This is a genomic window from uncultured Massilia sp., assembly GCF_913773735.1.
In the GTDB taxonomy this organism is placed as follows: domain Bacteria; phylum Pseudomonadota; class Gammaproteobacteria; order Burkholderiales; family Burkholderiaceae_D; genus Telluria.
Map to the genome: position 1 here is coordinate 140199 of NZ_CAJYEB010000034.1, position 25047 is coordinate 165245.

The window sequence follows — 25047 nt, forward strand, 5'->3', positions numbered from 1 at the left end:
CCCTACATAGGGGTCAGAGCCCGGTGTTGATGTTCGAGGGCTCTGACCCCGGTGTTTGCCGCAGCCGTACGGTGCGCACCCGTGCGCACCACGCTGTCATCAACCGACCACGTACCGCCGCGACGGCCCCGCCGCCACCGCCTGGCCGCTGCGCCCGTACACGCCGGCGGCGCCGGCGGCCGGGCCGCGCAGGGTGTTGAGCATGTTCGTCGTATGGGCCATCTGCTTGTTGACCAGCATGCCGTTCACGCGGTTGAGCTCCTTGGCCTGGCGCGCCAGGTCGAGCAGCTCGTCCCACAGCCGGCGCGTGTCGGCGTTGCCGCCGACGGCGAGCCACGGCTCCATGCCGGCTTCGGCGGCCGCGAAGCCGGCGGCGCCGAGCGCCTTGTGGCGACGCCGCGCCAGCTCGGCCGCCTGCTGCGCCAGCTGCAGCTTGGCCGGCGTGAGGGTCGCGAGGCCATCGGCATCCGCACTGACGAGGAGCTGCTGCTCCGTCTTCATCAGCGCCACCATGGCGCCGATCAGTTGCTGTTCTTCGCGCAGTGTCGCGCCCGGGGATGCAATGGCCATGGATGACTCTATCGTTGGCGGGAATGCAGCAGGTCGCGCACCGTTTCCAGCAGGCCGTCCGCCACTTTCTCCGAATTTACCTGGAACTGGCCATCCGCGATGGCCGCCTTGATGCGTTCGACCTTCTTGCTGTCGAACACCTGGTTCGCGCTGCCCGTGGCAGCCAGCGCCTGGCCCTGCGAGGACAGGCGTACCGTATCGCTCGACGACGGGGTGGTCTTGGCAGCCGCCGCCGCATCGTTCGCTTTCGCATTCGTCGCCGTCGTGGTCGCGGCAGGAACGTTGCTCTTGAGTGTATCGTTGATTTTCACAGCATCATCCTTCTCAGGTCGGAGCAGAAAGCCCGGGATCTGCCAGGGTTATCGGCGCCCTTGCCGAAAACTTTAGGTCGATTCCCGACTTGTTCCGCAGCGCCCTTGCCGCGCGATCGCTCAGAACGCCACCTCGACCATGCCGCCCGTGCGCGCCGTCCCGCTCACCACCGTGCCCGAGGGCGTGCGCACCTGCACCACCTGGCCGTCGCCCGCGGTGCCGATCGCCTTGCCGTCGGCTGATACCGAAAATCCATTTCCATTCAACACAAGCCGCACCGCCTGGTTCTGCTGCACGACCGGCCGGCTCTTGAGCGTGTCCGCCCGCAGCGGCGTGCCGGCCGCCAGCGACACGGTCGGCGTGCGGCCGACGGCCTGGCCCATGTCCGTGATGATGCCGGGGGGCATCGCCGCGATGTCGCCTTTTACCAACGCCAGCTGGCCCGGTTCGATCGGCTGGCCCTGGGCCAGCGGCAGCGCCGCCGTCACGTAGTCGGCCTGCACGCTCACCTGCGCCTGGACGAACAGCGTCCAGTTCGACGGCGCCGTGCAGCGGATGCCGACGGTGGTCTTGCCCCAGGCGCGCGCGCCCGGCTGCAGGAAGGCTTCCGGGGCGGGGCAGGCGGCCAGCGCGGTGCGCGGATCGATCGCGCCGACCTTCACCGACACCTGGCCCGGCAGGCCGGCCGCCTGGACCTGCAGGAACTGCTCGACCACGCCCTTGAGGGCGTTCAGGTTCTGGCGGGCACCGGCGGCCGGCGCGACCTGGGCATAGGCGGGGGCGCTCGCCAGCAGGGCGGGGAGAAGCGAGGTCAACAGGATGCGTTTCATGGCGGGAAGGAACCCAAGGGTTGTGCGACGGTGGCCATCTTAGGCTGGATGATTCCGTACTGAAACTTCGAATAGCCGGGTTTTGCCCTCCCTTATTGCCCGATTGGAAGACCGGGCGGGTCCGTATGATCGATGCTGTCCATCCACCCGGAGCAAACCATGATCGGCAAACTCGACGACTACCTGCGCTTCAACGAGACCGCGCTGAGCCTGCGCGCGCAGCGCCAGGAAGTGCTGGCGTCGAACATCGCGAATGCCGACACGCCCAACTACAAGGCGCGCGACATCGATTTTTCCAGCGCCCTGCAGGGCGCGCTGGCCAGGGCCGGCCAGGCCGGCGGCGCGCTGGCCACGACGGCGCAGGCGCACTACCCGAACGCCAACGTTGCCGCCGACGGCAAGGCGCTGCCGGACGGCACGCCGGTGCTGTACCGCAGCATTACCCAGGGCGCGGTCGACGGCAACACGGTCGAGATGGATACCGAACGCACCCAGTTCGCCGACAACGCGCTGCGCTACGAAGCCGGCATCACCATGATCAACCACCAGATCCGCAGCCTGATGGCGGCGATCCAGGGAGGCCAGTAACCATGTCCCTGTTCAACGTCTTCGGCGTCGCCGGCTCGGCGATGACCGCCCAGTCGATGCGGCTGAACACCACCGCCAGCAACCTCGCCAACGCCGACAGCGCCACCAGCCCCACCGGCGAGGCCTACCGCGCCAAGCAGGTCGTGTTCGAGGCGGTGCCGACCGAGAGCGGGGGCGCCACCGGCGTCAAGGTGCGCGAGGTCGTGGAAGACCCGTCGCCGCTGAAGCAGGTGTACGACCCCAAGAATCCGCTCGCCGACGACAAGGGCTATGTGAGCATGCCCAACGTCAACGTGGTCGACGAGATGGTCAATATGCTGTCGGCCTCGCGCTCGTACCAGAACAACGTCGAGACGATGAACGCGGCCAAGACCATGCTGCTCAAGACCCTGACCATCGGCCAATAATCCCTTACCAAGACTGAGACGCTCCCATGGCGACGCCCGTTACCAACAACACTGCCTCGAACATCACCGACCTGATGTCGACCATGAACGCCAAGCCGGCCACCAGCACCGACAGCGTGCAGGCCGACACCGACAAGTTCATGACCCTCCTCGTGACCCAGCTGAAGAACCAGGACCCGCTCAACCCGCTGGACAACGCCCAGGTGACCAGCCAGCTGGCCCAGCTGCAGACCGTGACCGGCGTGAACAAGCTGAACACGACGCTGGAATCGCTGAAGGCCAGCTACCAGAGTTCGGAATCGATGCAGGCGACGAACCTGATCGGCCACGGCGTGCTGGTCGAGGGCAACAAGGTCACGCTGTCGGGCAGCAAGGGCATCCTGGGCGTCGAGCTGGGCAGCGATGCCGACAAGGTCGAGGTCACGATCACCGACAAGGCCGGCAACGTGGTGCAGACCATGGACCTGGGCGCGCAGAAGGCCGGCATCGTGCCGCTGGCCTGGGACGGCGTGCCCGATCCGAAGAAGCTGGGCGCCGACGGCAAGCCGGTCACCGTGGCCGATGGCGACTACAACATCAGCGTCACCGCCACGCGCGGCGGCGAGGCGCTGAAGGACGCCAAGTCGCTGTCCTTCGACAGCGTGCTGAGCGTCACCACCAATTCCGCCGATGGCGTCAAGCTGAACCTGCCCGTCAAGGGCGCGGTCACGCTGGCCGACATCAAGCAGGTCCTGTAAGCCGCGTCGCTTCGGACCCTCACCGCAACGAATAGATACAGGAGCACCACATGTCTTTCCAACAAGGCCTGAGCGGCTTGAACGGCGCGGCGAAATCGCTGGACGTCATCGGTAACAATATCGCCAACGCGAGCACCGTCGGCTTCAAGGGCTCGACCACCCAGTTCGCCGACGTCTACGCGCGCTCGCTGAACGGCGCCGGCGGCAATACGCCCGGCATCGGCGTGGCCGTGGCCGGCATCGCCCAGCAGTTCAGCCAGGGCAATATCGAGACCTCCAACAACCCGCTCGACATCGCCATCAACGGCTCCGGCTTCTTCCGCATGGAAACCTCGGGCCTCGTGCAGTATTCGCGCAACGGCCAGTTCTCGCTGGACAAGAACGGCTACATCGTCAACGCCCAGGGCGCCAAGCTGACCGGCTACGGCATCGGCTCGAACAACCAGATCCTGGCCGGTTCGCCGGCGCCGCTGCAGATCAACACCGCCGACCTCAAGCCGGTCTCCACCACCCGCGTCGACACCCAGATGAACCTGGATTCGCGCTCGTCGGTGCCGGTCAAGTTCCCGTTCAACGCCAGCGATCCGGAAACCTACAACAAGCAGGTGCCGGTCGACGTCTACGACACCCTGGGCAACTCGCACGTGATGTCGATGTACTACGTCAAGACCGATTCCGGCAGCTGGGACGTGTACGTCGGCAGCGACGGCACCGAGATGACCAACGTCACCGTCGCCGGCACCAGCCTGAAGGATGACGCGTCGGTCGCGGCGCGCGGCGCCTGGACTGCCGCGACCAAGGCATCGCCGCTGGACCAGGCCGCCATCAACGAGGCCCAGGCGGCCTACGCCAGCGCCGCCGGCGAAGCCGTCGCCACCGCCGCCGCCGCCGCCGGCGCGAGCGAAGCGACCGTCGCCGCGATCCGCGCCGCCGCCGAGACCGCGGGCACCACGCCGGGCTACACCCCGGACCAGATCGACCAGGACATCGCCAAGGCCGTCAAGGTGCCGGCGACCCCGGTCGGCACGCTGCGGTTCGACGCCAACGGCGCGCTGTCCTCGGCCCTGATGGCGCCGCAGACGTTGCCGCTGTCGATCTCCCTGCCGGTCTACCCGTCGACGGGCGCCAAGGAAACGATCCCGATCAACCTGAACTTCGCCGGCTCCACCCAGTACGGTTCCGACACCAGCGAGAAGAAGACCACCCAGGACGGCTACACCGCCGGCCGCCTGCAGCGCTTCTCGGCCGCCGACGACGGCACCATCCTGGGCCAGTACAGCAACGGCCAGACCAAGGCGCTGGGCCAGATCGTGCTGGCCAACTTCACCAACGCCAACGGCCTCGAACCCCTGGGCAACAATGCCTGGGCCGAATCCGCCGCCTCGGGCGCCCCGCAGGTCGGCACCCCGGACACGGGCAGCTTCGGCAACCTGCAATCGTCGGCGACGGAAGCCTCGAACGTCGACCTGACCGCCGAACTGGTCAACATGATCACCGCACAACGCGTCTACCAGGCAAACGCACAGACCATCAAGACCCAGGACTCCGTCCTGCAAACCCTGGTGAACCTGCGCTAACGCAAACCGGGGTCAGAGCCGGGGTCAGAGCCCGGTTTTTGGAAATGGATAGACGGCAACGGCGACACAAGCGCCCGCCGTCGCCCCCCCCCCACGAATGTATCGGCAAGAAATTGCCAAAATTCGGGCTCTGCCCCCGGCTCTGACCCCGGTTTGAGGGAAGACAGGAAGAGATCATGGATCGGTTGATTTATACGGCAGCGAGCGGTACCAAGCACATCCTGGAGAAGCAGGCGACGACGGCCAACAACCTGGCCAATATCAGCACGACCGGTTTTCGCGCCCAGCTCGATACGTTCCGTGCCGTGCCGGTCCAGGGCGAGGGCCTGCCGACGCGGGCGTTCGTGGTCGACAATACCGTCGGCGCCGATTTTTCCGCCGGCGCGCTGCAGGCCACCGGGCGCGCCCTCGACGTGGCCGTCAAGGGCAAGGGCTGGATCGCCGTGCAGATGCCCGACGGCTCCGAGTCCTATACCCGCAACGGCGCGTTCGAAGTCAGCCCGAACGGCCTGTTGCAGACGGCCAACGGCCTGACCATCGCCGGCGAGGGCGGCCCGATCACGATCCCGCCCGATACCACCGTCTCGGTGGGCGCCGACGGCACCGTTGCCACGCTGTCCGCCACCGACACGCCGGCCGCCTCGACCGTGCGGGGCCGCATCAAGCTGGTCAACCCGAACGAGGCCGACCTGGTGCGCGGCGACGACGGCATGTTCCGCCTGCGCGACGGCAGCACGGCCCAGGCCGATCCGGCCGTGACGGTCGTCGGCGGCGCCCTCGAGGGCAGCAATGTCTCGGCCGTGGAATCGATGGTCGACATGATTTCCCTGGCGAGATCCTTCGAAACACAGATGAGCCTGATGAAGAACGCCGAGAATAACGCGGCGAAAGCGGCCCAGATCCTCGCTTTGACTTGATTGCCCCTGGGACATAATTTCATGGTGGGCGACGGAGGTTTTCCGGCGCCGTTAGGAGAACACCATGATCCGCTCGCTGCACATCGCCAAGACCGGTCTCGAAGCCCAGCAGACCAACCTCGACGTCATCTCGAACAACCTCGCCAACGTCAGCACCAACGGCTTCAAGAAGTCGCGTGCCGTGTTCGAGGACCTGCTGTACCAGAACGTGCGCCAGCCCGGCGCCCAGTCCTCGCAACAGACGCAGCTGCCGTCCGGCCTGCAGATCGGCACCGGCGTGCGCACCGTCGCCACCGAGCGCATCCACACCCAGGGCAACCCGTCGCAGACCGGCAACTCCAAGGACGTGATGGTCAACGGCGCCGGCTACTTCCAGGTGCTCACGCCTGACGGCACCCAGGCCTACACCCGCGACGGCTCGTTCCAGACCGATTCCAACGGCCAGCTGGTCACGTCCAGCGGCTACGTGCTGCAGCCGCCGATCACCGTCCCGAACAATGCGCTGACCCTGACCGTCGGCCGCGACGGCACCGTGTCCGTGACCACCCCGGGCCAGACCGCCGCCACCCAGATCGGCGCGATCCAGCTGCACACCTTCGTCAACCCGGCCGGCCTGGAGTCGCGCGGCGAGAACCTGTACGTCGAGACCGGCGCGTCGGGCACCGCCAACGCCAACGTGCCGGGCACCAACGGCGCCGGCGTGCTGATGCAGGGCTATGTCGAGACCTCGAACGTCAACGTGGTCGAGGAAATGGTCAACATGATCGAGACCCAGCGCGCCTACGAGATCAATTCGAAGGCCATCACCACGTCCGACCAGATGCTGCAGAAACTCGCTCAACTGTGATGAAAAACATCTTGAAAATGCGTGACCGGGCCCTGGCCCTCGCCGCGGCGACGATGGCCGTGGCCCTCGCCGGCTGCGCCGCCACCCCGACCTCGATCGTCAAGCAGCCCACGAGTGCCCGCCCGCTGCTCACCGACACCGGCACCGCGACGGATGGCGCGATCTTCAACGTCAACACCTACCGCCCGATGTTCGAGGACCGCCGCGCGCGCCACATCGGCGACATCCTGACCGTCAGCATCGTCGAGAAGACGTCGGCCAACAAGAGCGGCGCCAGCACCGGCAACAAGTCGGGCAGCGTCGACATGGCGATCCCGGGCCCGCTGCAGGGCAAGCTGGGCACCGGCGTGGCGGCCAGCTCGGGCACCAAGTACGCGGACGGCGACACCCAGACCGCGTCGAACGCCTTCACCGGCACGATCGGCGTGACCGTCTCCGAGGTTCTGCCGAACGGCAACCTGGTCGTGGTCGGCGAGAAGCAGATCGCGATGAACAAGGGCGTCGAGTTCATCCGCTTCTCGGGCATGGTCAATCCGGACAATATCCAGAACAACGTCGTGTCGTCGACGCTGGTCGCCGACGCCCGCGTCGAGTACCGCACCAACAGCCAGATCGACCGCGCCGAGATGACCTCGATGATGTCGCGTTTCTTCCAGTCCCTGTTGCCCTTCTGATTCCTTGGGGGCGGACCCCGACCCCGACTGACTATAGCTACCATGCGCCTGAACCTGAAACTGATCGCCCTCTGCACCGCCTTGCTGGCTCCCATGATGGCGGTCCCGGCCCACGCCGAACGCATCAAGGACCTCGCCAGCATCGGCGGCGTGCGCCAGAACCAGCTGTCCGGCTACGGCATCGTCGTCGGCCTGGACGGTACCGGGGACCAGACCACGCAGACCCCGTTCACCGTCCAGTCGATCATGGCGATGCTGCAGCAGAAGGGCATCAGCCTGCCGGCCGGCACCCAGCTGCAGCTGAAGAACGTGGCGGCCGTGATGGTCACCACGTCGCTGCCGGCGTTCGCCCAGCCGGGCCAGACGATCGACGTGACCGTCTCGTCGATGGGTAACGCGAAAAGCCTGCGCGGCGGCACGCTCCTGATGACGCCGCTGCAGGGCGCGGACGGCCAGGTGTATGCGATGGCCCAGGGCAATGTGCTGGTCGGCGGCGCCGGCGCCCAGGCGGGCGGTGCGTCGGTGCAGGTGAACCAGCTGGCCGTGGGCCGCATCTCGGCCGGCGCCACCGTCGAGCGCGCCGTCGCCTCGAACCTGGGCGCCGACAACCAGGTCAAGCTGGAACTGAACGCCACCGATTTCTCGACGGCCAGCCGGGTGGTCGAGGCGATCAACGACAAGTTCGGCCCCGGCATCGCTACCGCCCTGGACGGCCGCGTGATCCGCGTGCGGGTGCCGTCGTCGAGCGACCAGCGCGTGTCCTTCCTGGGTATGCTGGAAAACATGGACGTCAAGCCGTCGGAAGCGGCGGCCAAGGTGATCCTGAACGCGCGTACCGGCTCGGTCGTGATGAACCGCGCGGTGACGCTGGATGCCTGCGCGATCTCGCACGGCAACCTGTCGGTCAGCATCGGCAGCGACACCAGCGTCAGCCAGCCGCCGGCCGGTTCGCGCGGCGCCACCGTCGTGACCCAGAACCCGTCGGTGTCGATCAAGAAGGATGCCGGCAAGGTCATCGAACTGAACCGGGGCGCCTCGCTGGCCGAGGTCGTCAAGGCGATGAACGCCATCGGCGCCACGCCGCAAGACCTGCTGGCGATCCTGCAGGCGCTCAAGGCCGCCGGCTCGCTGCGCGCCGACCTCGAGATCATTTAATTCACGCAAGCGGGAAACCACCATGCTCGGCTCCACCCAAGACCTGTCCGGCAAGTTCGCGCTCGATACCAACAGCCTCGGCGACCTCAAGCGCGGCGCCAAGGCCGGCTCGCCGGAAGCGCTGAAGGGCGCGGCGACGCAGTTCGAATCCATGTTCATCAACATGATGATGAAGAGCATGCGCGAAGCCACGCCCCAGGACGGTCCGATGGACAGCCAGGAAACCCGCACCTTCACCACGATGCTGGACCAGCAGATGAGCCAGAAGCTGGCCCAGCGCGGCATCGGCCTGGCCGACGTGCTGGTGCGCCAGCTGGGCGCCCAGGAAAAGGGCAAGGCCGCGCTGGCCCAGATGAACACGCAGGCGGGCACGCAGATGGATGCGCAGGCGCTGGCGATCGGCGGCGAGAAGGGCACCGTCGGCGCCGCCGGCGGCCTGGGCAGCCAGGACGCCGCGCGCATGCTGCGCGCCAGCGGTGCGCTGCCGACCGACCGCGCCGCGACCAGCGCGGGCGTGACGGGCAGCGCGCGCGGCACCAACAACGAGAACAAGCCGGCCCACGTGCGCGCCTTCCAGGAAAAGCTGGCCGACGCCGCCGAGGAAGCCGAACAGGCCACTGGCGTGCCGGCCAAGTTCATGCTGGGCCAGGCCGCGCTGGAAACGGGCTGGGGCAAGCGCATGATCCGCAACGCCGACGGCACGTCGAGCAACAACCTGTTCGGCATCAAGGCGGGCGGCGACTGGAAGGGCAAGGTCGCCACCGCCGTGACCACCGAATACGTGAACGGCCATCCGCACCGCAAGGTCGAGAAGTTCCGCGCCTACGACAGCCATGCGGACGCGTTCAAGGATTACGCCCGCATGATCGGCAACAACCCGCGCTACGAGAAGGTGCTGCAGCACGGCGGCGACGCCGCCACGTTCGCGCACGGCCTGCAGCGCGCCGGCTACGCGACCGACCCGCAGTACGCGGCCAAGCTGTCGCGCATCATCAAGCACTCGCTGGCCTGATGCCCACAGGACAAGCTTGGCGGAAACACCAGTACCAGACGGGCGCATGCAGAAAATAATAAAGTTTTGGCGCGACTTGCCGTCAATGACACAACAGATAGGTTAATACCATGTCCCTCCTCAGCATCGGCAAATCCGGCCTGTTCGCGGCCCAGGCGGCGCTCTCGACCGCGGGCAACAACATCACCAACGCCAACGTGGCAGGCTACAGCCGCCAGGTGGTGGTGCAGTCGACGGCCATCTCGATGTCCACGAGCGGGGGCTTCATCGGTACCGGCACCCAGATCGCCCAGGTCAAGCGCTATTCGGACGAGTTCCTGAACGCCCAGGTGCGCACGGCCCAGGCCCAGACCAGCGGCCTGGAAGCCTACGAGGCGCAGATCACCCAGATCGACAACCTGCTGGCCGACAGCACCTCGGGCCTGTCGCCGGCGCTGCAGGATTTCTTCGCGGCCGTGCAGAACCTCACCGGCGACCGCGCCGGCGTGCCGTCGCGCGGTGCGCTGCTGAGCTCGGCCGACACGCTGGTCGCCCGCTTCCAGGCGATGAACGGCCGCCTCGACGAAATCCGCAAGGGCGTGAACACCCAGCTCACCAGCAGCGTCGACACGATCAATACCTATGCCTCGCAGATCGCCGCGCTGAACGACCAGATCGGCAAGCTGTCCGCCGGCAGCGAGACCAATGTGCCGAACGACCTGCTGGACCGGCGCGACCAGCTGGTGATGGAGCTGAACAAGCAGGTCAAGGCTACCGTCACGCCGGGCGACAACAACAGCCTGACGGTCTCGATCGGCAACGGCCAGCCGCTGATCGTCGGCTCCAAGTCCTTCCAGCTGGCGGCGATGAATTCGCCGACCGACCAGACCAAGATCACGGTCGGCTACGTCACCGGCGGCAAGGCCACGCCGCTGCCGGAAAGCAGCCTGTCCGGTGGCGCGCTGGGCGCGGTGCTGGAATTCCGCACCAAGTCGCTGGACCTGGCCCAGAACTCGCTGGGCCGCATCGCCATCGGCCTGGCCCAGACCTTCAACGACCAGCACCACCTGGGCCTGGACGCCAACGGCAACCCGGGCGGCGACGTCTTCACGATCCCGCCGGCCGCGGTCACCAGGGACGTCAACAACACCGCGACCTCGACCACCGAGATCAAGGCCACCATCAGCGACGCGAGCCAGCTGACCACCAGCGACTACAAGGTCGAGTACGACGGCGCCAGCTACAACGTGATCCGCCTGTCGGACAACAAGAAGACCCCGATCGACCCGTATCCGCAGGACGTGCCGCAGACCATCGACGGCATCGACTTCGCGATCACGGGCGACGCCGACGCCGGCGACAACTTCCTGGTGCGCCCGACCGTCAACGGCGCCGCCGACTTCAAGCTGGCGCTGACCGACCAGTCCCAGGTCGCGGCCGCCGCGCCGATCGCCACCAGCGTGCCGCTGACCAACAAGGGCACCGGCAAGATCGGCGAAGGCGCGGTCGACAAGACCTACCTGGCCGCGCCGCTGACCGCGCCGGTGACGCTGACCTATGGCCTGGGCGCCGAAGGCACGGGCGTGCTGACCGGCTTCCCGGACGGCCAGGACATCACGATGACCGTCAACGGCAACAAGACCACCTATCCGGCCGGCTCGGAAGTGCCGTTCAAGGACGGCGCCAGCTATACGGCGGGCGGCATCACCGTGCAGATGAACGGCGCACCGGCCGTCGGCGACACCTTCAAGATCGAAAAGAACACCGGCACCGGCGACACCCGCAACGCCAGCCTGCTGGGCGACCTGCAGTCGAAGAACATCCTGGACGGCGGCAAGGCGACCTACCAGTCGGCCTACGCCAACCTGGTCGGCGCGATCGGCAACAAGACCCGCGAAGTGCAGGTCAACGCCGAGGCCAGCGCGGCGCTGCTGGCGCAGGCGCAGACGGCGGCCAGCAACGTCTCGGGCGTCAACCTCGACGAGGAGGCGGCCAACCTGCTGAAGTACCAGCAGGCCTACCAGGCCTCGGGCAAGGTGATGCAGATCGCCGACACGATCTTCGACACCCTGCTGTCGATCGGCCATTGAGTGGCACCGGCCATCCACCGCATCCTGAGCGCCACGCAATGAACAACGGAGCCGCACCATGACCCTGCGCCTGAGCACCGCGTCCATCTACGCGACCGGAACGAACCAGATCAACACGCTGCAGGGCCAGATGGCCAAGACGCAGATGCAGCTGTCGACCAACAAGCGCATCCTGACGGCGGCCGACGACCCCATTGCCTCGGCGCGCGCGCTCGAGGTCACGCAGTCGCAGTCGATGAACACGCAGTTCGGCACCAACCGGACCAATGCGAAATCCTCGCTGTCGCTGGTGGACAAGACGCTGCAGGACGTGAGCACCCAGATCCAGGACATCCAGACGCTGATCGTCAACGCCGGCAACGCCGGCTACACCACCAGCGACCGCCAGGCGCTGGCCACCGAGCTGGAAGGCCGCCTGAGCGACCTGCTGGGCCTGGCCAACACGGCCGACGGCACCGGCGGCTACCTGTTCTCCGGCTACAAGTCGACCACGCAGCCGTTCACCCAGACCCCGGAAGGCGCCACCTACCAGGGCGACCAGGGCCAGCGCAGCCTGCAGGTGGGCTCCGCGCGCAAGATGGCGACCAGCGAGAGCGGCAGCGCCATCTTCGAAGCCATCAAGACCGGCAACGGCAAGTTCCAGGCGCTGGCGGCGGACGGCAACAAGGGCGCGGGCATCATCTCGCCGGGTTCGGTCGTCGACGCCAGCCAGTTCAACGGCAGCACCAACTACGCGATCAGCTTCAAGGTGGCGGGCGAGCCGGCCGTGACCACCTACACGGTGACCGACACCACCCAGGACCCGCCGGCCGCGGTGCTGGAAGACCAGCCGTACACGGCGGGCGCCAGCATCACCTTCGGCGGCATGTCGCTCGACGTCAAGGGCGCCCCGGCCGACGGCGACAGCTTCACCGTCGAGCCGAGCCAGAGCCAGTCGGTGTTCAGCACCATCACCGACCTGATCTCCACGCTGCGCATGCCGGCCGATGGCTCGTCCGGCAAGGCCGACCTGGCGAACCGCCTGTCGGAAGCGAGCCAGAACATGAAGAACGCCCTCGACAACGTGCTGACGGTGCAGGCCTCGGTGGGCGCGCGCATGAAGGAAATCGATGCGCTGGACAGCACCGGTGACGATCTCAACATCCAGTACCAGAGCACGCTGGAAGACCTGACGGGCCTGGACATGGTCAAGGCCATCTCGCTGTTCTCGCAGCAGCAGACCACGCTGCAGGCGGCGCAGGTCTCGTTCAAGACGCTGTCGGGCCTGTCCCTGTTCAACTACATCTCCTGAGCGAGGGGGGCGGCGCCTGCCGCCCAACCACCGCGCTCTGTCCCCCAAGCTATTTCCAAAAACCGGGCTCTGACCCCGGCTCTGACCCCGGTTTGGGGTTTGTCAACGGGGTGGGGCGGGGGGCGGGCGGTCGCCGCCTGTGCGCGGGATGCGGCGGCCGGCTTCGATGCCCTGGTTGAACAGGTTCTGCAGCGGGGTGTTCAGGTAGGGGAGCGTCAGGCTGATGACCAGGAAGCCCGTGCCCAGCGTGATCGGGAAGCCGATGCCGAACAGGTTCAGCTGCGGGGCGGCGCGCGTCAGGATGGCCAGGGCGATGTTGGTGACGAGCAGGGTGGCGACGATCGGCATGGCGATCTGCAGTCCCGCCGAGAAGATCCTGCCGCCCCAGCGCACCATTTCCAGCGGCGCGGACAGGGACATCGGCGTGGCCGAGATCGGCAGGGTGTGGAAGCTTTCCACCAGCGCCTCGACCAGCACCAGGTGGGCGTTGGTGGCCAGGAAGGCCAGCGTCGCGACCAGTGCCAGGAACTGGCTGATGGCCGAGGTGCGCGCCGACGTGTTGGGGTCGAAGAAGCTGGCGAAGGACAGGCCCATGGTCTGGCTGGCGACCTCGCCCGAGAATTCGATGGCGGCGAACACCAGGCGCATGGCGAAGCCCATCGCCGTGCCGATCAGAAATTCCTGGCCCAGGATCAGCATGCCGGCCCAGGACGTCGGATCGACGCCGGGCACGGGCGGGATGGTGGGGGCGACGATGGTCGCCAGCAGGCCGCCGACGATCACCTTGATCATCATCGGCACGGCGGTATTGCCGAACACGGGCGCGGCCGCGACCAGCCCGAGGATGCGCGTCAGCGGCCACAGGATCGCGCCGATCCACGCATACAGCTCCGCCGAGGTGAACGAGATCATCGGGCCGCGGTCAACCGATCATGCCCGGGATGCCGGTGAAGATGGTGCGCATGTAGTCGGTCATCACGCCGATCATCCACGGCCCGGCCAGCACCAGGGCGACGAACACGCCGATCAGCTTGGGGATGAAGGACAGGGTCTGTTCGTTGATCTGGGTGGCGGCCTGGAAGATGCTGACGATCAGGCCGATGATCAGCGCCACCAGCAGCAGCGGTGCCGACACCATCAGGCAGACCTCCATGGCCGTGCGGCCCATCGCGATGACGCTTTCCGGAGTCATGCTTTACCTCAGTAGAAACTCTGGGACAGGGAGCCCAGCAGCAGTTGCCAGCCGTCGACCAGCACGAACAGCATCAGCTTGAACGGCAGCGAGATCACGGCCGGCGACATCATCATCATGCCCATCGACATCAGCACCGACGCCACCACCATGTCGATGATGAGGAAGGGGATGAAGATGGCGAAGCCGATCTGGAAGGCGGTCTTGAGTTCGCTGGTGACGAAGGCCGGGATCAGCACGCGCAGCGGCACGTCCTCCGGTCCCTGCAGGGCCGGGGTGCGCGAGATCTTCACGAACAGGGCCAGGTCGGCCTGGCGCGTCTGCTTGAGCATGAAGCCCTTCAGCGGCACGACGGCGCGGTCCAGCGCCTCGCCCATCTGGATCCGGTTTTCCTGCAGCGGCAGATAGGCCTCGTTGTAGATGCGGTCGAATGTCGGGCCCATCACGAACAGGGTCAGGAACAGCGATAGCCCGACCATCACCTGGTTCGGCGGCGCGGTCTGGGTGCCCAGCGCCTGGCGCAGCAGCGACAGCACGATGACGATGCGGGTGAAGCTCGTCATCATCAGGAGGGCCGCCGGGATGAAGGTCAGCGCCGTCATGAACAGCAGCGTCTGCACCGGGAGCGACCAGGTGGTGCCGCCGCCCGGCGCCGGGCTGGTGGTCACGGCCGGCACGGCCGGCGCCGCCAGGGCCGCGAGCGGGACGAGGAGGGGGACGAGCAGGATGGCGGGCAGCGCCAGGGCCGGCAGGATGCGTTGTCTGGATATCACTTGCGTTTGTCGATCGTCTGTTTGAGCCAGTCGGCGAAGTTGTGCGCCGGGGCCTGGGCGCCCTGGGGCGCCAGTGTAGCGCCGCCGGCGGCGCCCGTGGCGCCTTCCTGGCGCGGCATCGTGGCCAGGCCGTTGACGCGGCCGGGCGCGGCGCCGACCACGATCCACTGGTCGCCCACTTCCACCACCAGCAGGCGCTCGCGTCCGCCCAGGTTGAGCGAGCCGACGACGCGGATGCTGGCCGTGCCGCCGCCGGCGCGCGGGCCGTAGCGCTTGAGGAACCAGGCCAGCGCGGCCAGGATGGCCAGCACGGCGACCAGCGCGAACAGGGTCTGCAGCAGGCTGCCGGTGGCGGAGCCGGACGGCATCGCCACCGGCGGCAGCGGGGCCGCGGGGACGGGCGCCGCCGGCGCGGGCGCGGCCGCGGGCGGCGTGCCGGCGGCCGCGTCGGCGGTCGCGCCGGTACCTGCGTCGCCGACCGTGGTGCCGGCCGTCATGCCCGATTGCGCATCCGGCGCGGCGGCGCGCGAGGTGCCGGAAGCGGCGGCAGTGGCGGATGTGGTAGTGGTGGCGGTGGCGCCAGCGTCGGAGGCAACCGGCGCGACGGCGCGCGGCGCCGGCGTGGACGCGGACCGCTGCTGCGGCGCCGCATGCGCCGGCGCCTGAATGGCAGATGCCGGCGCATGGCCGGCATCCTGTGCACGCGTCCGCGGCGGGGCCGTTCGTGGAAGCTCGGGCGCCGCTTCCGGTGCCGGCTGTACGGCCGGCGCCGTGGCCGGGGCGCCCGCCGGCTGGGCCGCGCAGGCGGCCAGCGGCAGCGCCACGGCCAGCATGGCCAGCAGGCCCGGGCTGGTCCGGCGCCTCATTTGTTCAGCTTGCGGATGCGCTCCGACGGCGTGATGATGTCGGTGAGGCGGATACCGAATTTGTCGTTGACCACGACCACCTCGCCCTGGGCGATCAGGCAGCCGTTGACGAGCACGTCCATCGGTTCGCCGGCCAGGCCGTCCAGCTCGACCACCGAGCCCTGCGCCAGTTGCAGCAGGTTCTTGATGGCGATCTTGGTGCGGCCCAGTTCCACGGTCAGCTGGACCGGGATGTCGAGGATGAAGTCGATGTCGTTCGGCGTGTCCGGCCGCGGGCCCTTGTTCGAGAAGTCCTTGAACACGGCGGCGGTGGCGGCCTGCTGCTGGTTCGCCAGCGCGGCCGCCTCGGCGGCGGCCTGCTCGGCGATCGCCGCGCCCCAATCGTCGTCGAGGCTGCTCTGGTCGTCTTGTGTATCGGACATGTGATTCTCCTGTGTTACCCCTGGCCGCCGCCGCCGACTGCGCCGGGACCTTCCTTATGAAAAGTTTCGCTGTTGGCGAGCAGTTTCTCGACTTTCAGCGCGTATTGTCCGTTGAACACGCCATAGGTGCAATCCATCACGGGCACGCCGTCCACGGTCGCCTGGATGCTTTCCGGCACCGAGATCGGGATCACGTCGCCGATCTTCATGTTCAGGATTTCGTCGAAGTTCGCCTTGCCGTGGCCCAGCACGGCGACCAGCTCGACCTCGGCGATCTGGATCTGCTGGGTGAGCAGGCGGATCCAGCGCTTGTCGACTTCCAGCGCCTCGCCCTGGATGCTCGAGGTCAGCGCGTCGCGGATCGGCTCGATCATCGAATACGGCATGCAGAAGTGGATCTGGCCGGATACCGAGCCCAGCTCGATGGTGAACGTGGACGATACCACGACCTCGTTCGGGGTCGCGATGTTCGCGAACTGCGTGTTCATCTCGGAGCGGATGTACTCGAACTCGATCGGGTACACCGGTTCCCACGACTTGGCATAGGCCTCGAACACGATGTCGAGGATGCGCATGATGATGCGCTGTTCGGTCTGGGTAAAGTCGCGGCCTTCCACGCGCGTGTGGAAGCGGCCGTCGCCGCCGAACAGGTTGTCCACCAGCAGGAACACGAGGCCCGGGTCGAACACCATCAGCGCCGTGCCGCGCAGCGGCTTCATGTGGATCAGGTTCAGGTTGGTCGGGACGACCAGGTTGCGGATGAACTCGCTGTACTTCGATACCCGCACCGAGCCGACCGACACCTCGGCGCTGCGGCGCAGGAAGTTGAACAGGCCGACCCGCAGGTACCTGGCGAAACGCTCGTTGATGATCTCGAGCGTCGGCATGCGGCCGCGGACGATCCGCTCCTGCGTTGCCAGGTTGTACGTGCGGACTCCCGAGGTGTCTTCAGGCGTCGCGACGTCGTCCTGATCGCCGTTGACCCCCTTGAGGAGGGCATCGACTTCTTCCTGTGAGAGAAAATTATCGGCCATGCTGCTTTACTGGTGAGAATGGCGGTTCATTGGATGATGAAGGACGTGAACAGGACGTCGGAGACTTCCTGCTCGTCGCCGTGGCGGTCGAACGGTTCCTTGACCGCGGCCAGGATTTCGCCGGCCAGCTGCTGCTTGCCTTCGACCGTGTTGATTTCGGACGCCTTCTTGCCCGAAAGCAGCAACAGCACGCGGCTGCGCACCTTCGCCATATTAGCCTTGATTACCTCGACCTGCTCGGGTCCGTCCACCTGCAGCGTGAACGCCACCTGCAGATACTGGTCGCCGTTCTCCGGCTGCAGGTTGACGGTGAAGGGTTCGATGGCGATGTATTCCGGCGCCACTTCCTTGTCCTTCTTCTTTTTCTTGCTGTGCTCCTTCTTCGGTGCCTCCTCCTCGGTGGCGCCGGCATCGGCGCTGCCGTGCAGGAAATACCAGGCGCCGCCGCCGCCGGCGGCGAGCACGGCGACGAGCGCACCGACGATGATCAGCAGTTTGCCCTTGCCGCCCGCGGCGGGCGCCGCTGCTTCCGCTTTCGGATCAGCCTTCACTTTTGGATTCGCTTTCAATGGTGTCTGGTCCCGCTGTTTTGGTTCATTCCCGTGATTATGTCATTATCGGGAAAAAGTGAGCAGCGGCAACGGTCGAAAAGAGGGAAGAAGGCGGGTTATCTCGAGGTTTCTTCATCGATAACCCGCAGGGTGGGCAGCTCCACTGCGCCGTTCGCAACCACGCTGCGTGCATGCTGCCCACGCGTGACGCATGCACGGCCCGCGGCCGCACACGAAGAAGCGCCAACATGACGCGACCGTCACGCGTGGGCAGCGCAGGGCTAGCGTCGTTGCGGACGCAAGGGTGGAGCTGCCCACCCTGCGTCCGCCAGTCGCCGTGCCCCGGGCCCGCCGTGCCGTCGCGGTCAGGCGAACGTATCGACGGCGCCCAGCCCGCCCGCGCCGACGGTACGGGCCGGCCGCACCGTGGCTTCGCCGACGGCGATGCCGTCGTCGCGGCCGTTGCCATCGCCGCGGCCGAAGCCGCGGCTGCCGCGCGCCGGCTGGTCCTGGGCCTGGCGGTTGTCCTGCATGCCCGCGTTGACGGTGGCGTTGCCCAGCGCGATGCCGCTCTCGCTCATCATTTCACGCAGGCGCGGCAGGGCGTTCTCCAGGGCCTGGCGCACTTCCAGCTGCTCGGCCGAGAAGGTCACGCTGGCCTGGTCGCCGGTCACCGACAGCACCACCTGCATCGGGCCCAGGTCCGGCGGGTTCAGCGTCAGCGAGGCGGTCTGCTCCTCGCTGCCGACCATGTAGACGACCTTCTGGCCGACCTGGTTTTCCCAGGCGCTGGTGCCCACGCGGGCCGTCAGCTGCTCGGCGGCGGCCGCGGCGGCGTCGACGGTGGCCAGCGCGCCCGGCTGGGCCTGGGCGATGGCGGCGGCGGCCGGCGCCGCTTCCTTCTGCGCGGCCTGGAGCAGGGCGGCATCGCGCGCCTGCTGCAGGCTGAACTCGGCTTCCGGCTTGAGCTCGGCCTTGACGGCGCCGCCCTGCAGCGCGCGCAGGTCGATGCCGTCGGCGGCCGCGCCGTCGGCCGTCGTGGCGGCAGTGGCCTTGGCCCCGGCGCCGAGCTCGGCGCCGGCCGCCGCCAGCGCCGGGTTCTTCGGCGCGCCGGTGGCGCCGAAGATCCTGGCGCCGGTGGCGTCGACGCCGGCGTCCTTGGCCGCCGTCTTCAGCGCCGCCTGCAGCGACGCCAGCTGGGCCGTGTCGCTGCGCTTGCCGCGCGCGCCGGCCAGCGCGTCGAAGGCCTGGCCGGCCGCATCGGCGGCGCCCGCGGCGCTGTCCTGGGCCGGCGTGTGCAGGCTGGCCATCAGCGCCAGCATGGCGGCGGCCGGGTCGCCGGCGGCGGCATCGTCGGACGCGGCGCGCTCGTCGGTCGTGTCGGCGGCCTCGGCCGCTGAATCGGCACCGGCGGCACCGGCGCCGCCGGCGGTGGCCGGCGCCGGCTGGCCGTCGGCCGCCCTGGAGGCGCCGTCGTCGGGCTGGGCGGGCTTGTCGGCGGCCTTCGGCTTGGCCGGGGCCGGGGACTGGCTGGATGCCGGCTTGGGCGCCGGTGCGGGCGCCGGCGGCGCCGCGCGCTGTTCCATCTCGTTCGACAGCATGGCGCCGAACTGGGCGCCGTCGCTGCCATTGGCGTTGCCGCCGCCGTTGCGCTGGACGCCGGCGGTGTTGTTCAGCTGGATCGGGAGGGTCGTGGTCTGCATGTCGCTGTCGTCCGTGGAATCGTGCTAGCTTTGGCGGCGCGCCGTGCGCGCCGCATGGTCGTCCATCATCTTCTGGTCGCGCTTGTTCTCGACGGCCAGCGCCTGGGCCGCCGCGCGCTCGGTCAGCGTGCGGTAGGACAGGCGCTTGCGCTCGCTCTCCTGCCAGGCCTTGCGCTCCTTCTCGGCCTTGTACTGCGCATGCTTGAGCACTTCGCGCTGGCCGTTGACCGCGTTCTCCAGCTTGTCGAGGAAGGCGACGAAGTTCTGGCGCGCGAACGGCGTGATGCCGTTGACCATGGCGGCGTCGAGCTTGTTCGCATAGTCGTCGCGGTAGCCGTGCAGCATCTGCAGCTTCTGTTCGGCGTCGTCCACCGCCTTTTGCGCCGCGCCCAGGCGCTTGGCGCAGGCGTCGGATTCGCGCTGGGCGAGGTCGATCAGGGTCTCGAGTGCGGAGAGGGTAGACATCGAGAACCTATTTCAGTGGGCAAGAGTCGCGCCTGGCGCGCCTGGCAAACGGGTGCCGCGTTGCTCGTCGTTGCATGGATTACCATGCGGCCTCCTCGCGCCTTGCCCCCGCTTGCCATGCATCGCCATTCGCTTCCTCCTGCCCACTGAAATAGGTTCCAGCGCAGTATATTCCGCCCCGCAACTTTTCAATCAGCCGAATAGCGAGGTCAATTCCCCCAAGCTCTGCAGCATCGTGGTGTTGTCGTGGATTTCCTGGCACAGGAACTGCTCGATGCGCTCGTGCAGCTGGATCGCCTTGTCCAGCACCGGATCGCTGCCGGCCGCGTAGGCGCCCACCGTGATCAGGTCGCGCGAGCGCTCGTAGCGCGAGTACAGCTGCTTGAGCTGGCGCGCCGCCATCTGGTGATCGCGCGAGGTGATCATGTGCATCGCGCGCGAGATCGACTGTTCGATGTCGATGGCCGGGTAGTGGCCGGCCTCGGCCAGCCGGCGGTTCAGCACGATGTGGCCGTCCAGGATGCCGCGCGCCGCGTCGGCGATCGGGTCCTGCTGGTCGTCGCCCTCGGACAGCACGGTGTAGAAGGCGGTGATCGAGCCGCCGCCCTCGTGGCCGTTGCCGGCCCGCTCGACCAGCACCGGCAGCTTGGCGAACACCGACGGCGGATAGCCCTTGGTCGCGGGCGGCTCGCCGATGGCCAGCGCGATCTCGCGCTGCGCCTGGGCATAGCGGGTCAGCGAATCCATGATCAGCATGACGCTCTTGCCCTGGTCGCGGAAATACTCGGCGATGGCGGTGGCGTAGGCGGCGCCCTGCAGGCGCATCAGCGGCGGCGAGTCGGCCGGCGCCGCGACGACGGCCGAGCGCGCCAGGCCGTCCGGCCCCAGGATCTGCTCGATGAATTCCTTGACCTCGCGGCCGCGCTCGCCGATCAGGCCGACGACGATGACGTCGGCCGTGGTGTAGCGCGCGATCATGCCCAGCAGCACCGACTTGCCGACGCCGGTGCCGGCGAACAGGCCCAGGCGCTGGCCGCGGCCGACCGTCAGCATGGCGTTGATGGCGCGCACGCCGACGTCCAGCGTTTCCTTGATCGGCGCGCGCTCGAGCGGGTTGATGGGGCGCGCATTCAACGGGCCGACGTCGGTGGTGTCGAGCGCGCCCCTGCCGTCCAGCGGGCGGCCGGCGCCGTCGACGACGCGGCCCAGCAGGCCCCAGCCCACCGGCAGGTGGCGCGCGCGGTCGGCCGGACGGCGGCGCGGATGCGCCACGCTGCCGGGCTTCGGGATGCTGGCCTCGACCGGGAACACGCGCGAGCCGGGGATCACGCCTTCGACGTCGCTCTGCGGCATCAGGAACAGGCGTTCGCCCTCGAAGCCGACCACTTCGGCCTCGATGCGCGCGCCCGAGGTGACCGGAATCGTGCAGGCGCTGCCGACGGCCAGCTTGAGGCCGACGCATTCCATCACCAGGCCGGCCACGCGCGTCACGCGGCCCGAGACCTGCATCGGCTCGGCGATGTCGAGCACGTTGCCGCAATCCTCCAGGAACGCGCGCCAGCGCCCGGTGTGCGCGTCGGCCGCGGGGGTACTCATCCGAGCCACTCCACGTCCTTGTTCAGCGCGTGCGTCAGGCGCTGCCAGCGCGACGCGATCTGGGCGTCGATCTGGTTGCTGGCGGTGTCGACGCGGCAGCCGCCGCGCGCCAGCGCCGGGTCCTCGACGATGCGCCAGCCGCCCGTCTCGAGTTCCTGGGCCATGCCGTTCCTGACGATGGCGGCGTCGTCCGGATGCAGGTGCAGCAGCGCGGGCTGCTGCAGCGTGGGCAGGTAGTCGATGGCTTCGCGCACGACCGGGATGATCAGGTCGGGCTTGACGTCGAAGGCGGTGCGCACCATGTTGCGCGCCAGTTGCAGGGCCAGTTCCAGCACGTCCTGGGCGATCGCCGCGTCGGCCTGGGTGACGGCGTCGGCGAAGCCGACGGCGATCTCCTTCAGGCGCGCCAGCTCTTCCGCCGCCTCGGCGCGGCCCTGGGCCAGGCCGTCCTGGTAGCCGGCGTCGTGGCCGGACTGCAGGCCCTGGACATGGCCTTCCTCGTAGCCTTCCTGGTGCGCGTTCTCGCGGATCGCCTCGATTTCCTCGATGGTGGGCAAGGGGATCGCCGGCGCGGCCGGCACTGGCGGGGACGGCTCCAGGCGGGCCTGGAGCGCGGCGGCCTCGGCCGCGGCCTGGGCGGCGGCGGCCTGGCGCTGGGCCAGCGCGCTGGGACGCTCGTCGCCGAACGACGCCATTTCCCAGCGCTGGTATGCGGACTGCTGTTCCTTCGAGATGGCCATCAGACGAACGAATCCTCACCTTTTCCGCCGAGAACGATCTGGCCTTCGTCGGCCAGGCGGCGCACGATCTGCAGGATCTGCTTCTGCTGCGATTCTACTTCGGACAGGCGCACCGGGCCTTTCGATTCGAGATCCTCGCGCATCATCTCGGCCGCGCGCTGCGACATGTTCTTGAAAATCTTCTCGCGCAGGTCCTGCGAGGCGCCCTTGAGGGCGATGATCAGCATCTCCGACTGCACTTCGCGCAGCAGCAGCTGGATGCCGCGGTCGTCGATGTCGATGATGTTGTCGAACACGAACATCTCGTCCATGATCTTCTGCGCCATGTCGTTGTCGTAGTTCTTGATGTTTTCCATCACCGAGCTTTCCTGCTCGCCGCTCATGAAGTTCAGGATCTCGGCCGCCGTGCGCACGCCGCCCAGCGAGGACTTCTTGATGTGTTCGTTGCCCGACAGCAGCTTGGTCAGCACGTCGTTCAGCTCGCGCAGGGCGGCCGGCTGCACGCCGTCCAGCGTGGCGATGCGCAGCACCACGTCGTTGCGCAGGCGGTCGGTGAAGTGGGCCAGGATCTCGCAGGCCTGGTCGCGCTCGAGGTGCACCAGGATGGTGGCGATGATCTGCGGGTGCTCGTTGCGGATCAGTTCCGCCACCGACTGCGAGTCCATCCACTTCAGGCTCTCGATGCCGGAGGCGTCCTTGCCGCCCAGGATACGGTTGAGCAGCACGGCCGCCTTGTCGTCGCCCAGCGCCTTGGTCAGCACCTGGCGGATGTACTCGTCCGAGTCCAGGCCGACGGTGGATTGCAGGTCGACGCGCTCGCGGAACTCGGTCAGCACGGAGGTCACTTCCTCGTGCTGCACGGCCTTCATCTGCGCCATCGCGGCGCCCAGCTTCAGCACTTCGCGCGGGCCGAGGAACTTCATCACCTCGGCCGCTTCCGATTCGCCCAGGGCCAGCATCAGGATGGCGGCCTTGTTGACGTTGTCTTTTTCCTTGTCGCTCATTGTTCAGCTCCCAACCATTCCTTGATGACGTTCGCGACGATGCGCGGGTCGTTCGACGCGAGGCTCTTGGCCATGTCCAGGTTGCTCTTGTAGATGATCACCTGCTTCTCTTCTTCCGCCTGGCGCGCGGCCTCGGCCTCGGCTTCCAGGTCCGGTTCCGGTTCCGGCTCCGGTTCTTCCGGCTCCGGCTCCGGCGGCATCTCGACCGCCTTGTCGAAGGTCTTCATGACCGGCTTGAGGATCGGGCGCAGGATCCGGTAGTACAGGAAGGCCAGCACCAGGGCGATGAACAGCCACTTCGCGACGTCCTTGGCCATCGGCAGGTTGGCCGGGTCCTTCCACCAGTCCGGCGCCACGTCTTCCGGCTTGTCGACGCCGTCGAACGGGGCGTTGGTCACGTTCAGCGTGTCGCCGCGCGCCTGGCTGTAGCCCATCGCCTGCTTGACCAGCTCGTTGATCTGGGCCACTTCGGCGGCCGACAGCGGCTTGATGGTGACCTTGCCGGTGGCCGGGTCGACGCTGCGGCGGTAGTTGACCACCACGCCCACCGTCAGGCGCTTGATGCCGCCCATCGGCTTCTGCTCGTAGCGCACGGTCTTGTCGACTTCGTAGTTGGTCGTCGCGTCCTTGCGGGTCGGGCCGGTGGCGGTGGCCGGCGCCGCGGCCGGCTGGCCGTTGGCGTCGAGCGGCGCGGTGGCCGTGCCCGGCGGCTGGTTCGACAGCGCGCCCGGCACGCCCGACGGATTGGTGCTGCCCGGACCGCTCGATTCCGAGGTCTGCTGGCTGCGGATCGCCTGCGGCTCCGGCGGCGAATTCGGCTTGTACATCTCGGCGGCGGTATCGACCTGGGCGAAGTCCACTTCGGCGGTCGCCTCGGCGCGCACGTTGTTCTGGCCCACCAGCGGGGCGATGATCGACTGCACCTGCTTGACGATGTTCTGCTGCAGCGCCTCGACGTACTTCAGCTGGTTCGGGTCGAGCTGCTTGCCGGCCTTGTTGGCGCTGTCGGACAGCAGGTTGCCGTTCTGGTCGACCACGGTGACGTTCGAGGCCGGCAGTTCCGCCACCGACGAGGCCACCAGGTGCACGATGGCGTTCACCTGGGCCTGGTCCAGCGTGCGGCCCGGCTGCAGGTTCAGCAGCACCGACGCGGTCGGCTTCTGGACGTCGCGCACGAACACGGACGGTTTCGGCAGCGCCAGGTGCACGCGCGCCGAACCGACCGCCGCCAGCGCCTGGATCGAATTGGCCAGCTCGCCTTCCAGCGAACGCTGGTAGTTGACCTGCTCGACGAACTGCGAGGTGCCCAGCTTCTGGTTTTCCAGCAGCTCGAAGCCGACGTTGCCGGCGCGCGGCAGGCCCTGCGCGGCCAGTTTCAGGCGGATGCTCGGCACCTGCTCGGCCGGCACCAGGATGGCGTTGCCGCCATCGGAGAACTTGTACTTGACCCCCATCTGGTCGAGCGACGCGGTGATCGCGCCGCCGTCGCGGTCGGTGTAGTTCGAGAACAGCACGCGGTATTCCGGCTCCGACTGCCACAGCCAGATGGCCGCGACGATGGCCAGCGCCAGCGCCGCCGCGCCGCCGGCGACGACCTTTTTCCCCATCGGGGTTTCCCAGTACTTGGGTTTCGGTTCCGGAGTGTCGGTATCGATGTCGCTGTCGAGGGTAGGATCCGCTGCGGTGGCCATGGTCGTGGTGGAATGAGGGTATGG

General features: G+C 67.8%; 27 protein-coding genes. 11 read left to right on the top strand and 16 right to left on the bottom strand.

Annotated elements, in window-relative coordinates:
* Nucleotides 1-99 precede the first annotated feature (99 nt).
* From QZ749_RS17040 to flgA, 3 genes are all read right to left on the bottom strand, one after another.
* Nucleotides 100-570 (bottom strand): flagella synthesis protein FlgN, encoded by a 471-nt coding sequence (locus QZ749_RS17040; protein WP_296949214.1) that lies wholly within the window; start codon nucleotides 568-570, stop codon nucleotides 100-102.
* An 8-nt stretch (nucleotides 571-578) separates the two neighbouring features.
* The gene (flgM, locus tag QZ749_RS17045; RefSeq protein ID WP_296949216.1) at nucleotides 579-881 is read right to left on the bottom strand and encodes a flagellar biosynthesis anti-sigma factor FlgM; all 303 of its coding nucleotides are present in this window, start codon (nucleotides 879-881) and stop codon (nucleotides 579-581) included.
* A gap of 120 nt (nucleotides 882-1001) precedes the next feature.
* A complete protein-coding gene (gene flgA, locus QZ749_RS17050; RefSeq protein WP_296949217.1) occupies nucleotides 1002-1712 on the bottom strand; it encodes a flagellar basal body P-ring formation chaperone FlgA in 711 nt (236 codons plus the stop codon).
* A 159-nt stretch (nucleotides 1713-1871) separates the two neighbouring features.
* Between flgA and flgB the strand changes: the two genes are divergently transcribed.
* The 11 genes from flgB to flgL all read left to right on the top strand — a co-directional run bounded on the left by flgB (nucleotide 1872) and on the right by flgL (nucleotide 12986).
* Nucleotides 1872-2300, top strand: a complete 429-nt coding sequence (gene flgB / locus QZ749_RS17055; protein ID WP_296949219.1) for a flagellar basal body rod protein FlgB — start codon at nucleotides 1872-1874, stop codon at nucleotides 2298-2300.
* A 2-nt stretch (nucleotides 2301-2302) separates the two neighbouring features.
* Nucleotides 2303-2707 carry a flagellar basal body rod protein FlgC gene (flgC, locus tag QZ749_RS17060; RefSeq protein ID WP_296949221.1) on the top strand — a complete coding sequence of 135 codons (405 nt, stop codon included), beginning with the start codon at nucleotides 2303-2305 and terminating at the stop codon, nucleotides 2705-2707.
* Between the two features lie 26 nt (nucleotides 2708-2733).
* The gene (locus QZ749_RS17065; RefSeq protein WP_296949223.1) at nucleotides 2734-3444 is read left to right on the top strand and encodes a flagellar hook assembly protein FlgD; all 711 of its coding nucleotides are present in this window, start codon (nucleotides 2734-2736) and stop codon (nucleotides 3442-3444) included.
* A 50-nt stretch (nucleotides 3445-3494) separates the two neighbouring features.
* Complete coding sequence (locus tag QZ749_RS17070) at nucleotides 3495-5021, top strand: flagellar hook protein FlgE (protein ID WP_296949225.1); 1527 nt, start codon at nucleotides 3495-3497, stop codon at nucleotides 5019-5021.
* 176 nt (nucleotides 5022-5197) lie between these two features.
* Nucleotides 5198-5938, top strand: coding sequence for a flagellar basal-body rod protein FlgF (flgF, locus tag QZ749_RS17075; RefSeq protein ID WP_296949226.1), 741 nt, complete (start codon nucleotides 5198-5200; stop codon nucleotides 5936-5938).
* A gap of 64 nt (nucleotides 5939-6002) precedes the next feature.
* Entirely contained in the window at nucleotides 6003-6785 is a 783-nt protein-coding gene (flgG, locus tag QZ749_RS17080; protein WP_296949228.1) for a flagellar basal-body rod protein FlgG, read from the top strand.
* A gap of 17 nt (nucleotides 6786-6802) precedes the next feature.
* On the top strand, nucleotides 6803-7459 hold the full coding sequence (locus tag QZ749_RS17085) for a flagellar basal body L-ring protein FlgH (protein WP_296949365.1): 657 nt from the start codon (nucleotides 6803-6805) through the stop codon (nucleotides 7457-7459).
* Between the two features lie 42 nt (nucleotides 7460-7501).
* Nucleotides 7502-8614 carry a flagellar basal body P-ring protein FlgI gene (locus QZ749_RS17090; RefSeq protein WP_373896831.1) on the top strand — a complete coding sequence of 371 codons (1113 nt, stop codon included), beginning with the start codon at nucleotides 7502-7504 and terminating at the stop codon, nucleotides 8612-8614.
* Nucleotides 8615-8636: 22 nt separating this feature from the next.
* Nucleotides 8637-9626, top strand: a complete 990-nt coding sequence (flgJ, locus tag QZ749_RS17095; protein WP_296949229.1) for a flagellar assembly peptidoglycan hydrolase FlgJ — start codon at nucleotides 8637-8639, stop codon at nucleotides 9624-9626.
* A gap of 110 nt (nucleotides 9627-9736) precedes the next feature.
* Complete coding sequence (gene flgK / locus QZ749_RS17100; protein WP_296949231.1) at nucleotides 9737-11695, top strand: flagellar hook-associated protein FlgK; 1959 nt, start codon at nucleotides 9737-9739, stop codon at nucleotides 11693-11695.
* Nucleotides 11696-11753: 58 nt separating this feature from the next.
* Complete coding sequence (gene flgL / locus QZ749_RS17105; protein ID WP_296949232.1) at nucleotides 11754-12986, top strand: flagellar hook-associated protein FlgL; 1233 nt, start codon at nucleotides 11754-11756, stop codon at nucleotides 12984-12986.
* A 102-nt stretch (nucleotides 12987-13088) separates the two neighbouring features.
* Here flgL and fliR read toward each other — a convergent pair whose 3' ends face one another.
* The 13 genes from fliR to fliF all read right to left on the bottom strand — a co-directional run bounded on the left by fliR (nucleotide 13089) and on the right by fliF (nucleotide 25023).
* Nucleotides 13089-13898 carry a flagellar biosynthetic protein FliR gene (fliR, locus tag QZ749_RS17110; protein WP_296949233.1) on the bottom strand — a complete coding sequence of 270 codons (810 nt, stop codon included), beginning with the start codon at nucleotides 13896-13898 and terminating at the stop codon, nucleotides 13089-13091.
* Nucleotides 13899-13908: 10 nt separating this feature from the next.
* Complete coding sequence (fliQ, locus tag QZ749_RS17115; protein ID WP_296949235.1) at nucleotides 13909-14178, bottom strand: flagellar biosynthesis protein FliQ; 270 nt, start codon at nucleotides 14176-14178, stop codon at nucleotides 13909-13911.
* A gap of 8 nt (nucleotides 14179-14186) precedes the next feature.
* Nucleotides 14187-14951 carry a flagellar type III secretion system pore protein FliP gene (gene fliP / locus QZ749_RS17120; protein ID WP_296949237.1) on the bottom strand — a complete coding sequence of 255 codons (765 nt, stop codon included), beginning with the start codon at nucleotides 14949-14951 and terminating at the stop codon, nucleotides 14187-14189.
* A complete protein-coding gene (fliO, locus tag QZ749_RS17125) occupies nucleotides 14948-15817 on the bottom strand; it encodes a flagellar biosynthetic protein FliO (protein ID WP_296949239.1) in 870 nt (289 codons plus the stop codon). The genes fliP and fliO overlap by 4 nt, the downstream gene beginning before the upstream one ends.
* Nucleotides 15814-16239, bottom strand: a complete 426-nt coding sequence (gene fliN, locus QZ749_RS17130) for a flagellar motor switch protein FliN (RefSeq protein WP_296949240.1) — start codon at nucleotides 16237-16239, stop codon at nucleotides 15814-15816. The genes fliO and fliN overlap by 4 nt, the downstream gene beginning before the upstream one ends.
* 14 nt (nucleotides 16240-16253) lie before the next feature.
* On the bottom strand, nucleotides 16254-17273 hold the full coding sequence (gene fliM / locus QZ749_RS17135) for a flagellar motor switch protein FliM (RefSeq protein WP_296949242.1): 1020 nt from the start codon (nucleotides 17271-17273) through the stop codon (nucleotides 16254-16256).
* Between the two features lie 26 nt (nucleotides 17274-17299).
* The gene (gene fliL, locus QZ749_RS17140) at nucleotides 17300-17824 is read right to left on the bottom strand and encodes a flagellar basal body-associated protein FliL (RefSeq protein WP_296949244.1); all 525 of its coding nucleotides are present in this window, start codon (nucleotides 17822-17824) and stop codon (nucleotides 17300-17302) included.
* 365 nt (nucleotides 17825-18189) lie between these two features.
* Nucleotides 18190-19527 carry a flagellar hook-length control protein FliK gene (locus QZ749_RS17145; RefSeq protein ID WP_296949247.1) on the bottom strand — a complete coding sequence of 446 codons (1338 nt, stop codon included), beginning with the start codon at nucleotides 19525-19527 and terminating at the stop codon, nucleotides 18190-18192.
* 24 nt (nucleotides 19528-19551) lie between these two features.
* Complete coding sequence (gene fliJ / locus QZ749_RS17150) at nucleotides 19552-19992, bottom strand: flagellar export protein FliJ (protein ID WP_296949249.1); 441 nt, start codon at nucleotides 19990-19992, stop codon at nucleotides 19552-19554.
* Between the two features lie 192 nt (nucleotides 19993-20184).
* Nucleotides 20185-21588, bottom strand: a complete 1404-nt coding sequence (gene fliI / locus QZ749_RS17155) for a flagellar protein export ATPase FliI (RefSeq protein WP_373896832.1) — start codon at nucleotides 21586-21588, stop codon at nucleotides 20185-20187.
* On the bottom strand, nucleotides 21585-22328 hold the full coding sequence (gene fliH, locus QZ749_RS17160) for a flagellar assembly protein FliH (protein WP_296949250.1): 744 nt from the start codon (nucleotides 22326-22328) through the stop codon (nucleotides 21585-21587). Before fliH ends, fliI begins: the two co-directional genes overlap by 4 nt.
* The gene (fliG, locus tag QZ749_RS17165; protein ID WP_296949251.1) at nucleotides 22328-23332 is read right to left on the bottom strand and encodes a flagellar motor switch protein FliG; all 1005 of its coding nucleotides are present in this window, start codon (nucleotides 23330-23332) and stop codon (nucleotides 22328-22330) included. The genes fliH and fliG overlap by 1 nt, the downstream gene beginning before the upstream one ends.
* Nucleotides 23329-25023 (bottom strand): flagellar basal-body MS-ring/collar protein FliF, encoded by a 1695-nt coding sequence (fliF, locus tag QZ749_RS17170; protein ID WP_296949252.1) that lies wholly within the window; start codon nucleotides 25021-25023, stop codon nucleotides 23329-23331. The genes fliG and fliF overlap by 4 nt, the downstream gene beginning before the upstream one ends.
* Nucleotides 25024-25047: the final 24 nt, after the last annotated feature.

Bases quoted from the DNA above. Each gene is read 5' to 3' on its own strand.
- flgC (WP_296949221.1), top strand. From the start codon at position 2,303: ATGTCCCTGTTCAACGTCTTCGGCGTCGCCGGCTCGGCGATGACCGCC.
- QZ749_RS17065 (WP_296949223.1), top strand. From the start codon at position 2,734: ATGGCGACGCCCGTTACCAACAACACTGCCTCGAACATCACCGACCTG.
- flgJ (WP_296949229.1), top strand. From the start codon at position 8,637: ATGCTCGGCTCCACCCAAGACCTGTCCGGCAAGTTCGCGCTCGATACC.
- fliN (WP_296949240.1), bottom strand. From the start codon at position 16,239: ATGTCCGATACACAAGACGACCAGAGCAGCCTCGACGACGATTGGGGC.
- fliF (WP_296949252.1), bottom strand. From the start codon at position 25,023: ATGGCCACCGCAGCGGATCCTACCCTCGACAGCGACATCGATACCGAC.
- flgF (WP_296949226.1), top strand. From the start codon at position 5,198: ATGGATCGGTTGATTTATACGGCAGCGAGCGGTACCAAGCACATCCTG.
- fliG (WP_296949251.1), bottom strand. From the start codon at position 23,332: ATGAGCGACAAGGAAAAAGACAACGTCAACAAGGCCGCCATCCTGATG.
- QZ749_RS17040 (WP_296949214.1), bottom strand. From the start codon at position 570: ATGGCCATTGCATCCCCGGGCGCGACACTGCGCGAAGAACAGCAACTG.
- fliI (WP_373896832.1), bottom strand. From the start codon at position 21,588: ATGAGTACCCCCGCGGCCGACGCGCACACCGGGCGCTGGCGCGCGTTC.
- flgB (WP_296949219.1), top strand. From the start codon at position 1,872: ATGATCGGCAAACTCGACGACTACCTGCGCTTCAACGAGACCGCGCTG.
- flgA (WP_296949217.1), bottom strand. From the start codon at position 1,712: ATGAAACGCATCCTGTTGACCTCGCTTCTCCCCGCCCTGCTGGCGAGC.
- fliH (WP_296949250.1), bottom strand. From the start codon at position 22,328: ATGGCCATCTCGAAGGAACAGCAGTCCGCATACCAGCGCTGGGAAATG.
- flgK (WP_296949231.1), top strand. From the start codon at position 9,737: ATGTCCCTCCTCAGCATCGGCAAATCCGGCCTGTTCGCGGCCCAGGCG.
- QZ749_RS17090 (WP_373896831.1), top strand. From the start codon at position 7,502: ATGCGCCTGAACCTGAAACTGATCGCCCTCTGCACCGCCTTGCTGGCT.
- fliJ (WP_296949249.1), bottom strand. From the start codon at position 19,992: ATGTCTACCCTCTCCGCACTCGAGACCCTGATCGACCTCGCCCAGCGC.
- fliQ (WP_296949235.1), bottom strand. From the start codon at position 14,178: ATGACTCCGGAAAGCGTCATCGCGATGGGCCGCACGGCCATGGAGGTC.
- flgG (WP_296949228.1), top strand. From the start codon at position 6,003: ATGATCCGCTCGCTGCACATCGCCAAGACCGGTCTCGAAGCCCAGCAG.
- fliO (WP_296949239.1), bottom strand. From the start codon at position 15,817: ATGAGGCGCCGGACCAGCCCGGGCCTGCTGGCCATGCTGGCCGTGGCG.
- QZ749_RS17070 (WP_296949225.1), top strand. From the start codon at position 3,495: ATGTCTTTCCAACAAGGCCTGAGCGGCTTGAACGGCGCGGCGAAATCG.
- fliM (WP_296949242.1), bottom strand. From the start codon at position 17,273: ATGGCCGATAATTTTCTCTCACAGGAAGAAGTCGATGCCCTCCTCAAG.
- QZ749_RS17145 (WP_296949247.1), bottom strand. From the start codon at position 19,527: ATGCAGACCACGACCCTCCCGATCCAGCTGAACAACACCGCCGGCGTC.
- QZ749_RS17085 (WP_296949365.1), top strand. From the start codon at position 6,803: ATGCGTGACCGGGCCCTGGCCCTCGCCGCGGCGACGATGGCCGTGGCC.
- fliR (WP_296949233.1), bottom strand. From the start codon at position 13,898: ATGATCTCGTTCACCTCGGCGGAGCTGTATGCGTGGATCGGCGCGATC.
- flgL (WP_296949232.1), top strand. From the start codon at position 11,754: ATGACCCTGCGCCTGAGCACCGCGTCCATCTACGCGACCGGAACGAAC.